13 protein-coding genes are annotated in these 9,097 nt (G+C 73.5%); 2 read left to right on the top strand and 11 right to left on the bottom strand.

What is annotated here, in order from left to right; genetic code table 11:
- Positions 1 to 642 (bottom strand): asparaginase (locus tag AE652_RS27620; RefSeq protein ID WP_049656261.1); only part of this gene is annotated, 642 nt, incomplete at its 3' end.
- 75 nt (positions 643 to 717) lie between these two features.
- Entirely contained in the window at positions 718 to 1,338 is a 621-nt protein-coding gene (locus AE652_RS27615; RefSeq protein WP_234348561.1) for an ABC transporter substrate-binding protein, read from the bottom strand.
- 626 nt (positions 1,339 to 1,964) lie between these two features.
- Here AE652_RS27615 and dtd point away from each other — a divergent pair.
- Positions 1,965 to 2,405, top strand: coding sequence for a D-aminoacyl-tRNA deacylase (gene dtd / locus AE652_RS27610; protein ID WP_049656260.1), 441 nt, complete (start codon positions 1,965 to 1,967; stop codon positions 2,403 to 2,405).
- 65 nt (positions 2,406 to 2,470) lie between these two features.
- On the opposite strand, the gene AE652_RS27605 is transcribed toward dtd, so the two are convergent.
- From AE652_RS27605 to AE652_RS27595, 3 genes are all read right to left on the bottom strand, one after another.
- Positions 2,471 to 3,433, bottom strand: a complete 963-nt coding sequence (locus AE652_RS27605) for a folate-binding protein YgfZ (protein WP_049656263.1) — start codon at positions 3,431 to 3,433, stop codon at positions 2,471 to 2,473.
- Positions 3,434 to 3,452: 19 nt separating this feature from the next.
- Positions 3,453 to 3,917, bottom strand: coding sequence for a Fur family transcriptional regulator (locus AE652_RS27600; RefSeq protein ID WP_049656259.1), 465 nt, complete (start codon positions 3,915 to 3,917; stop codon positions 3,453 to 3,455).
- Between the two features lie 103 nt (positions 3,918 to 4,020).
- Complete coding sequence (locus AE652_RS27595) at positions 4,021 to 4,605, bottom strand: FABP family protein (RefSeq protein ID WP_049656257.1); 585 nt, start codon at positions 4,603 to 4,605, stop codon at positions 4,021 to 4,023.
- 348 nt (positions 4,606 to 4,953) lie between these two features.
- Here AE652_RS27595 and AE652_RS27590 point away from each other — a divergent pair, with 348 nt between their 5' ends.
- Entirely contained in the window at positions 4,954 to 5,316 is a 363-nt protein-coding gene (locus AE652_RS27590; protein ID WP_049656255.1) for a DsrE family protein, read from the top strand.
- 20 nt (positions 5,317 to 5,336) lie between these two features.
- On the opposite strand, the gene AE652_RS27585 is transcribed toward AE652_RS27590, so the two are convergent.
- The 6 genes from AE652_RS27585 to AE652_RS27565 form a co-directional block, all read right to left on the bottom strand.
- The gene (locus AE652_RS27585; RefSeq protein WP_082346012.1) at positions 5,337 to 5,609 is read right to left on the bottom strand and encodes a DUF3099 domain-containing protein; all 273 of its coding nucleotides are present in this window, start codon (positions 5,607 to 5,609) and stop codon (positions 5,337 to 5,339) included.
- A 75-nt stretch (positions 5,610 to 5,684) separates the two neighbouring features.
- Entirely contained in the window at positions 5,685 to 5,975 is a 291-nt protein-coding gene (locus AE652_RS27580) for a DUF1416 domain-containing protein (protein WP_030059605.1), read from the bottom strand.
- A gap of 37 nt (positions 5,976 to 6,012) precedes the next feature.
- Positions 6,013 to 6,849 carry a sulfurtransferase gene (locus AE652_RS27575; protein ID WP_049656251.1) on the bottom strand — a complete coding sequence of 279 codons (837 nt, stop codon included), beginning with the start codon at positions 6,847 to 6,849 and terminating at the stop codon, positions 6,013 to 6,015.
- A 233-nt stretch (positions 6,850 to 7,082) separates the two neighbouring features.
- Positions 7,083 to 7,163, bottom strand: coding sequence for an Ms5788A family Cys-rich leader peptide (locus AE652_RS49545; protein WP_350517234.1), 81 nt, complete (start codon positions 7,161 to 7,163; stop codon positions 7,083 to 7,085).
- A gap of 304 nt (positions 7,164 to 7,467) precedes the next feature.
- Positions 7,468 to 8,202, bottom strand: a complete 735-nt coding sequence (locus AE652_RS27570) for a DUF2993 domain-containing protein (RefSeq protein WP_049656250.1) — start codon at positions 8,200 to 8,202, stop codon at positions 7,468 to 7,470.
- A 189-nt stretch (positions 8,203 to 8,391) separates the two neighbouring features.
- Positions 8,392 to 9,097: hypothetical protein (locus tag AE652_RS27565; RefSeq protein ID WP_049656247.1), on the bottom strand; the 706-nt coding region annotated here is incomplete at its 5' end.

Raw genomic sequence — 9,097 nt, 5'->3', positions numbered from 1 at the left:
CGGCTCGCTGCCCTCGGCGGCCAGCAGCAGGCCGCGGTAGCCGCGGGCCAGGCCGGTCAGCGACACGGCCAGCAGCGGCGCGCCGCAGCCGTCCACCCCGGCGTGGGCGGCGGTCTCGCCGGTGGCCTCCTCCAGGGCCTCGCGGGCCAGCCGCTGGATCGGGTGGGCCGGGTCGAGGTAGCTCTCGGTGTCCCAGCCGTTGGCCGTGCAGGCGGCCAGCCAGCCGGCGTGCTTGCCGGAGCAGTCCATCAGGATCGGGGCGCGCCCGCCGCCGGCGGCGAGCAGCAGCTCCGCCTCGGTCTCGTCCAGCGGCAGGGCGGCCGGGGTGCGCAGGGCCGACTCGTCGAGCCCGGCGGAGCCGAGGATGCTCCGCACGCCATCGAGGTGAAACGATTCCGCGGAGTGGCTGGAGGCCGCCAGCGCCAGCAGCTCGCCCTCGATCGCCAGCCCGGCCCGCAGCGTGGCCACCGCCTGGAACGGCTTGGCGGTCGACCGCGGGAAGACCGGGGCGTCCGGGTCGCCGAGCGCGAACTCGACCGAGCCGTCGGCCGCGAGCAGCACCAGGGAGCCGCGGTGGCGGCCCTCGACGAAGCCGGAGCGTATGACCTCGGCGAGAACGGGCGCGGGGGCGGGCAGGGACATGGCGGTGTGAGCCTTCCGGGGCGAGGGTGGGCCGGGAGCGAGCCGGGCCTCACCCGCCCGCGGTGACCCACCCGGTCAGAGCGGCCCCCGTGCGAGCAGGTCGTCGACCCGTGCTTCCCCATCACGGTACCTGCGGGTGATCTCGGCGTTGCAACCGTCGGCCGTGCGCAGCAGCCGCTGGCGCCGTCCGGACACCTCCCGCTCGTACGCCCGCAGCCGCTCCAGGGCGGCCAGCAGCTCCTCGGCCGGGTGCGCCGCCAGGTCGGCGAGCTGGACGTCGCCCATCAGCGCGTCCGCCTCCAGCCGGGACTCCCGGGTGCGCGGCGGCCCGAGGGTGACGTGCCGGGCCGAGCGCCGCACGGTGGAGGGCGCGTCGGTCAGGATGGCCGGCAGCCGGTCCAGCAGGTCGCCGGGGGCCGGGTCGGGGCCGGACGGGTCGGCCGTACGGACCGGGCCCGTACCGGGCCGCCGGTCGAGTTCGGCGCGCAGGATGTCCATCCGCCCGTGCAGCAGCCGCCGCAGGTAGGACAGGTCGGCCTCCTGCTCCAGGGTCTCCCGGCGCAGCACCCGCAGCTGCTCCAGGCCCAGCCCCTCCAGGTCGGGCTCGTCCTCCGCGCCCGCCGCCGGACCGTCCGGGCCCCCGGGGGCCCGCACCACCGACCCGGACCGGTCCCGCGCCACGCTGCTCGCGTCCATCACCCAACCACCTGACGTCGTCCGATCCCGCCCGCTCGCGGCACCCCGTCGCTGCCGCCGGTCCGACCCGTCCCCCGACGGGCCGCGCGTCCCGTCCACCGGCCCGCCGGGAACCCCCGGAGGCTCCGGTCCCCGGCCGTGACGCCCACCGGGGCGGCACCGCCAGACGCCTGACCTACCGGCTCGACCGCCCGGCCGAACCCGGGTCCGGCGCGGCGGACCTCCTGGCGCCCCGGACCCCTCGTACGGTCCACCAGCGTGCCACCCCACCCGGCGCACGCGCACCGCCCGTGCACCCGAACGGCCCCCTGGCGAACGGGGGTGGCTGATATGACCAGCCCTTTCCCCAGGAAGAGTGGCGCCCGATTCCGCGCAGGCGCGCACCCCAGGGCGTGCACGGCCTTCGTGCGCGCCCCTGGTGTGCGCCCTGGGGAGGCCGCCGGGGCGGAGGGACGGGGCCGACCGGAGGGGCGGCCGGGCGGAACGGCCGGGAAGGGTGCGGCGCGGAGCCGGGGGCACGGCGGATGCGCGGGCGCGGAGCGGCGGCGGACGCGCCGGGCGCGGGCCGCGCGGGACGCACCCGGGGCTCCTCCGGGGGCCGTACGGCGCTCCGGCACAATGGCGGCATGCGAGCAGTGGTGCAGCGAGTGACCGAGGCCCGGGTGACCGTGGCCGGTGAGACCGTCGGCGCGATCGAGGGGCCCGGGCTCTGCGTCCTGGTCGGCGCCACCCACGACGACACCCCCGCCAAGGCCGCCCAACTGGCCCGCAAGCTCTGGACGCTGCGGCTGCTGCCCGCGAACGACGAGGGCGTCGAGCAGAGCTGCTCGGACCTCGGCGCCCCGCTGCTGGTGATCAGCCAGTTCACGCTCTACGGCGACGCCCGCAAGGGCCGCCGCCCCACCTGGAACGCCGCCGCCCCCGGCCCGGTCGCCGAGCCGCTGGTGGACGAGGTGGTGGCGCAGCTGCGCGCGCTGGGCGCCAAGGTGGAGACGGGCCGGTTCGGCGCCGACATGCGGGTGGCGCTGGTGAACGACGGCCCGTTCACCGTCCTCGTCGAGGTCTGACCCCGCCGGGGCCCCACCGGGCCCGGCCGGGGCGCCGAGCGGCCCCGGCGCGGCCCTGGACGGCCCTACTGCGGGACGATCACGTCCTGGGTGCCCGGCACCGTGCCGGCCAGCAGCACGGCGTCCACCGGGACGTTCCGCTTGACGATCGCCAGCGCGATCGGCCCCAGCTCGTGGTGCCGGGCCGAGGAGGTCACGAAACCCAGCGCCCGCCCGTCCGGGTCGGTGGCCAGCCGCACCTCGGTGCCGTGCGGGGGCAGCGTCTCCTCGGTGCCGTCCAGGTGCAGGAAGACCAGCCGGCGCGGCGGGCGGCCCAGGTTGTGCACCCGGGCGACGGTCTCCTGGCCGCGGTAGCAGCCCTTCTGCAGGTGGACGGCGGTGCGCAGCCAGTCCACCTCGTGCGGGATGGTCCGGTGGTCGGTCTCGAAGCCCAGCCGGGGCCGGTGGCCCTCGATCCGCAGCGCCTCGTACGCCCAGACCCCGGCCGCCGGGCCGTACCCGGCGGTGAGCCGCTCCAGCTCGGCGCGCGGCACGAACAGGTCGCGCCCGTACGGGAGTTCGCGGACGGCGGCGGCGCCCTCGACGGCGGCGGTGGAGCCGGCCGGCAGGTGCACCACGGCGTACTCGGCGGTCGCGTCGGCGACCTCCACCCGGTAGAAGAACTTCATGCCCTCCAGGTAGGCGACCAGCGCCTCCTGGGTGCCCGGCTCGACGTGCGCCCAGGTGGTGGTGCCGTCGTCCACCAGGTAGAGCGCGTGCTCGACGTGCCCGTTCGGGGAGAGCACCAGCGCCTCGGCGGCCTGCTGCGGCGGCAGCTCGCTGACGTGCTGGGTGAGCAGCAGGTGCAGCCAGGAGAGCCGGTCCGCGCCGGTCACGGTGACCACGCCGCGGTGCGAGAGGTCGACGAAGCCGACGCCCTGCGACAGCCTGCGTTGCTCGCGGAAGATGTCGCCGTAGTGGGCGGCGACGCCCTCGTCGGCCCCCTCGGCGGGGACGGCTCCGGGCAGGGAAAGCAGCGGGCTCTTCACACCGGTCATACCGGCCAGCTTACGGCTGGTCCCCGACGAGCTTGGCGGTGCAGTCGGCGCAGCGGCCGAAGATGGCGAAGTGCTTGAGGTCGGTGTCGAAGCCGTGCCGCTCGCGCAGGCTGTCGATCAGCGGCTGGGCGATCTCGGTGCCGGTCTCGGTGACCTTGTCGCAGTCCCGGCAGACCAGGTGCAGGTGGTGGTGGCGGCCGGCCAGGTGGTAGGTCGGGGCGCCGTGGCCGAGGTGGGCGTGCGAGACCAGGCCCAGCTCCTCCAGCAGCTCCAGGGTCCGGTAGACGGTGGAGATGTTGACGCCGCTGGCGGTCCGGCGGACGTGGCAGAGGATGTCGTCGGGGGTGGCGTGGTCGAGCTCGTCGACGGCCTCCAGCACGAGCTGCCGCTGCGGGGTGAGCCGGTACCCGCGTTCGCGCAGGTCGGCCTTCCAGTCGCCGGAGAGCTGCCAGTCGGTGGTGCCGGTGTCCGCCACGGTACTCGTCCCTGCCAATGGTCGGGGGTCCTGGAGCAAGTGTAGGGACCGGCCGGGGGCCGGTCCCTACCTCGTGCACGGAAGTGCCGGTCGCGCGATCGGCCTACTTGAAGAAGGCGATGCCGTCGTCCGGCAGGTCGTTGATGTCCTTGATCAGCTGGGCCGGGCTGAGCACCTTCTTCAGCTGGGCGGACATGTACGGGCGCAGCGGCACGCTCGGGGCGGCCTTCTCGCCGACCCAGAGCAGCTCGCCGTTGACGAAGCCGTACAGCCGCTTGCCGCCCGAGTACTCCGGGGAGCCCTCGATCCGGGCGACCGCGTCGGTGGAGACATCGACCTGGGGCTTGCCGTCGGCCAGCTCGCCGTACCAGATCTCGACCGTGCCGTCGTCGCGGACGGAGGAGATCTCGATCCCCCGGACACCGCTGGTGCCGTCGTGGTTGCTGGTGATGCGCCAGAACGCGTGCTCGTTCTCCAGCGGACGGACCTTCTCGCCCTCGCTGTCCAGCACCCAGGTCCGGGAGCGGAACTCCAGGAAGGGGCGGCCGTCGTGGCGGATCACGATCTCCTGGCCGAAGTTGCACTTCTCCGCGCCCGGGAAGTCGTAGACGCCCGCGCCCTCCCAGGTGCCGAGGAGGAAGGCGAGCGGGACGACGTCCCTGTGGAGGTCAGAAGGGATCTCGATCATGTTCCTGGTCGCTGTTCTCGTCGGTGTGGGACTGCCTCAACCGTACGGCAGTCTCAGCGCTGGCCCTGGTACAGCTTCATCACCGAGAAGATGGCGAACCAGGTGATCAGCACGGCCATGAGGGCCAGCAGACCGTCGAAGAAGATTTCCAGACCGGACACGGGTGGCTCCCAGGCGGCGACAGTGTGGTGGATTGTGCTCGGCTCACTCTATCCGCCGGGTTCCGGAGGGTCGCGGTGAGCCCCACCACGTCGCCGTTCGCGCCGTCCTCCCGCGGCTGCTCAAGCTTTGCCCAAGGCTTCCGGGGATGCCGGACGGCGGGGGCGCCGGCACCTCTAAGGTGGCGCCATGGCGAAGAAACTGGTCATCAAGGTCACCGCAGGGGCGGACGCGCCGGAGCGGTGCTCGCAGGCGTTCACGGTGGCGGCGGTGGCCGTCGCCAGCGGGATCGAGGTCTCGCTCTGGCTGACCGGGGAGTCCTCCTGGTTCGCGCTGCCGGGCCGGGCCGCGGAGTTCGAACTGCCGCACGCGGCGCCGCTGCCGGACCTGCTGGAGTCGATCCTGGCGGCCGGCTCGGTGACGCTGTGCACCCAGTGCGCGGCCCGGCGCGGGATCACGCAGCAGGACACCGTCGAGGGTGTCCGCATCGCGGGCGCCCAGGTCTTCGTCAGCGAGATCATGTCGGACAACGTCCAGGCGCTCGTGTACTGAGGCACCTCGCACATTGACGCCTACGGGCGTTCCTCGTGGTCGGGGCGGTCCCGGTCGTGGCCGGGCTCGTCCCACTTCGGGTCGTCCCAGCGCGGGTCGTTCCACCAGTCGTCGTCCGGGTCGCGCTTGTTGGCGAACACCGCGGCGGCCGGCGGGATGACCATCGCGACCACGCACATGCCGATCGCCGCGCCGACCGAGAAGAACCGCACCACGCCCCAGGCCATGACGAACAGGCCCAGGCACACGCCCATCATGGCGAAGTAGTAGCGACGCCGCCGCCTTGCCTGCACCCCTCCACGGTACGACCGAGGGCCCCTGCTCGGCAGGGGCCCTCGGAGTCTGGTCCGGGATCGTCCCGGCTCCGGTCAGACCGCGATCGCGACCTCGACGGCGGTGCCCTGGGAGGCCACCACCTGACGGTCCACGGTCTGGCCCGGCACCAGCGCGCGCAGGGTCCACTTGCCCGGGCGGGCGAAGAACCGGAACTGGCCGGTCGCCGAGGTGGGCACCTCGGCCGTGAACTCGCCGCCCTCGTCCAGCAGCCGCACGTAGCCGTTGACCGGCTCTCCGTCGCGGGTCACCGAACCCTGGATGATCGTCTCGTTCGCCACGTCAACTCCTGCCAGGTCCGGGCCGCCGGCCTTCGCACCGCACATGTCTGTCTCCTTCTGACTTACGGGTCGAGCCGGGGGCTCAGTTGCTGCCGAGCTCGATCGGCACGCCGACCAGGCTGCCGTACTCGGTCCACGAGCCGTCGTAGTTCTTGACGTTCTCCTGGCCGAGCAGCTCGTGCAGCACGAACCAGGTGAGCGCGGAGCGCTCGCCGATGCGGCAGTAGGCGATGGTGTCCTTCGCCAGGTCGATGCCCTCGGCCTCGTACAGCGCCTTGAGCTCGTCGTCGCTCTTGAAGGTGCCGTCGTCGTTGGCGTTCTTGGCCCACGGGATGTTGCGGGCGCTCGGCACGTGGCCGGGGCGCTGCGACTGCTCCTGCGGGAGGTGCGCCGGGGCGAGCAGCTTGCCGGAGAACTCGTCGGGCGAGCGGACGTCGACCAGGTTCAGGGTGCCGATGGCGGCGATCACGTCGTCGCGGAAGGCGCGGATCGAGGCGTCGGCGGCCTGCGCCGTGTACTCGGTGGCCGGGCGGGCCGGCACCTCGGCGACCAGGTCGCGGGAGTCCAGCTCCCACTTCTTGCGGCCGCCGTCCAGCAGGCGGACGTCGCCGTGGCCGTACAGCTTGAAGTACCAGTAGGCGTACGAGGCGAACCAGTTGTTGTTGCCGCCGTACAGCACGACGGTCTGGTCGTTGGCGATGCCCTTGGCGCTCAGCAGGGCCTCGAAGCCGGCCTGGTCGATGAAGTCGCGGCGGACCGGGTCCTGGAGGTCCTGCTTCCAGTCGATCCGGACGGCGTTGCGGATGTGGTTCTTCTCGTACGCGGAGGTGTCCTCGTCGACCTCGACGATGACGACCTTCGGGTCGTCCAGGTGGGCCTGGACCCAGTCGGCGTCGACCAGGACGTCGCTGCGGCTCATGGTGGGTTCTCCATCCGAGGGCGGTTGTGCGGAAGGTGCTGCTCAGGAGGGTGCTGCAGGGTGCCCGGGAGGGTGCGGTCCGAAACCCTGTCCGAATAGCGGGACGAGGGGGTGGGCCGGTGCGGCCGGGCAGGAGACTGCGGAGTACCTCGGCGACCGCCGGCCCGGGGGGCCGGGCGCGGTCGCCGGAAAGATCGGCGGCGGGCGTCAACTGCCCTGCCGGGGGCGCCGAATCAGCGCATTCGACACAGACAGGCGGCCACGCGGCACAGGTCTACCGCCCGCCGCTTCGTGAGGTCCGTCTGTCGCTTCATGCCGACGATGCTAGGGACACCGGAGGCCCGCTGTCATCAGCGTATCGAATAGTGGGATCAGAACGACCGGATGATGGGATTTGCCCCCGGTCCGGCCTGTCCGGGCCCGGCCGGCGGCCCCCGGAGGGCGTGCGCGGGGCGCGAACGACACCGCTCCACGGCCCGCGCTGGACAGCGCGTCTCGCGGAGCGGAACGATTCGGCACAGCCGTGGGCGGGCCCCGGGACCGGGCCGGGGACGGGCTGGGCACAGGTCGGCCGGTCGCCCGGGACGGGGCCGGGGACGGGCCGCGCACGGGCCTGGATCAGCCCAGGAGCTTGACGTCCTTGCCGTCGAAGGTCAGCTGGAGGCCCTCCGGCAGCGGCGTCACACCGCCGCCCCCGCCCTCCTTGTCGGCCAGCTTCAGCCCGGCCGGCAGCGAGTCCAGGGTGAAGCTCATCGGCTCCAGCTGCTGGTTGGTGGCGCCGGCCACCAGCCCCGCCAGCGAGCTCAGCCGGAAACCGTCCACCGTGACGGTGTTCCCCTTGTTGCGCACGCTGCCCTCGCCGATCTCGATCGGACCCAGCGAGGCCTTGACCTTGCCCGGACCGGCGTAGGCCAGGCTCAGCCGGGAGTTGCCGCCCACCGGCAGCTTGGCGCCGTGCAGCAGCTGGGAGGCGGGCGGCAGCAGCTGCGCGAGGTCCGGGTAGGAGATCACCCCGCTGCCGGTGCCGCTGTCCACCGTGGCACTGCTCATGCTGTCGCTGACCTTGACGCCGGCGAGCCTCGCCTTGAACGAGTGCAGCGCCACCTGGTGGCTGCCGTCGCCGACGGCCAGGCCGTCGGAGGAGATCCGGACGTCGTCCAGCTTCATCGACAGCACCTGGGTGAGGAACGGGAAGCCCTCGATCGAGACGTCCGGGCGCTGGCTCATCCGGCCGCTCTTCACGATCCGGTCGGCGGCCTCGTCCTCGGCCACGCCCACCGCGATCCGGTCGGCCCCCAGCAGCAGGCCGGAGAGCACCGCCAGACCGATCGTGGCCTTCAGCCATCCGCGCATCGTGTCCCCCGTCGTCGCCGGTCGCTGTGGTCGTTCGTCGCTGTGGTCGTTCGCAGTGGGTCGTTCACCGTTCCGTGGCGGACGCAGGACACGTCCGCCCTCGCACGACCGTACGACGTCCCGCCCCGGAACATGGTTCCGGGGCGGGAATTCGACCTGAACAGGCCTGGACGGGTGGGTACGGGTGGCTCAGGCCAACAGCTCCGTGGCGATCCAGGCCAGCGGCGCGGCCACCGCCAGCGGCAGCGCCACGCCCGCCGTCATGTGCACGAAGCGGGACGGGAAGTCGTACGCCGCGACCCGACGGCCGACCAGCGCACCCAGCCCGGCCAGCGCACCGAGCGCCGGCGGGGCCCCGACCAGCAGGCCCAGCAGCACCGCCGCGGCCAGGCCCAGCACCGGGCCCAGCTGCTTCGGCCCGGGCAGCGGCGCCGCGGCCAGCAGGGTGGCCAGCGCCACCGCGCCCACCGCGGCCGGCACCCAGTCGGCCAGCAGCAACGCGGTGCACAGCACCGTCACCACGGTGGCCGAGCCGAGCACGGTCAGCGCGTAGAACCGCTCCTTCGGGTCCGACGGGCGGAACGTCTGCAGCACCAGGACGAGCAGGAAGAACCCGCCCAGGGTGCCCACCACGGCCGCCACGCCACCGTCGGAGTCCGCCAGCAGCACCGCCACGTCCGCCGTCAGGCCCGCCAGCGCGGCGAGCAGGATGCCCTGCCGGGCCGGCCACATGCCGTTCAGCCGGAACCAGCCGGCCGCCGTCAGCAGCTGGAGCGGCGCGACCACCAGGGCCAGCGCGACCTGCCCGAGCGCGGCACCGCCGGCCAGCAGCGCGGCCACGGCGGCGGTGATCAGGGCCGGCTGCAGGCCCGGGTCGATGATCGGCGAGCCGGTC

The organism is Kitasatospora sp. MY 5-36 (assembly GCF_001182915.1).
Lineage (GTDB): Bacteria > Actinomycetota > Actinomycetes > Streptomycetales > Streptomycetaceae > Kitasatospora.
This window is presented reverse-complemented; position numbering and strand designations above follow the sequence as displayed.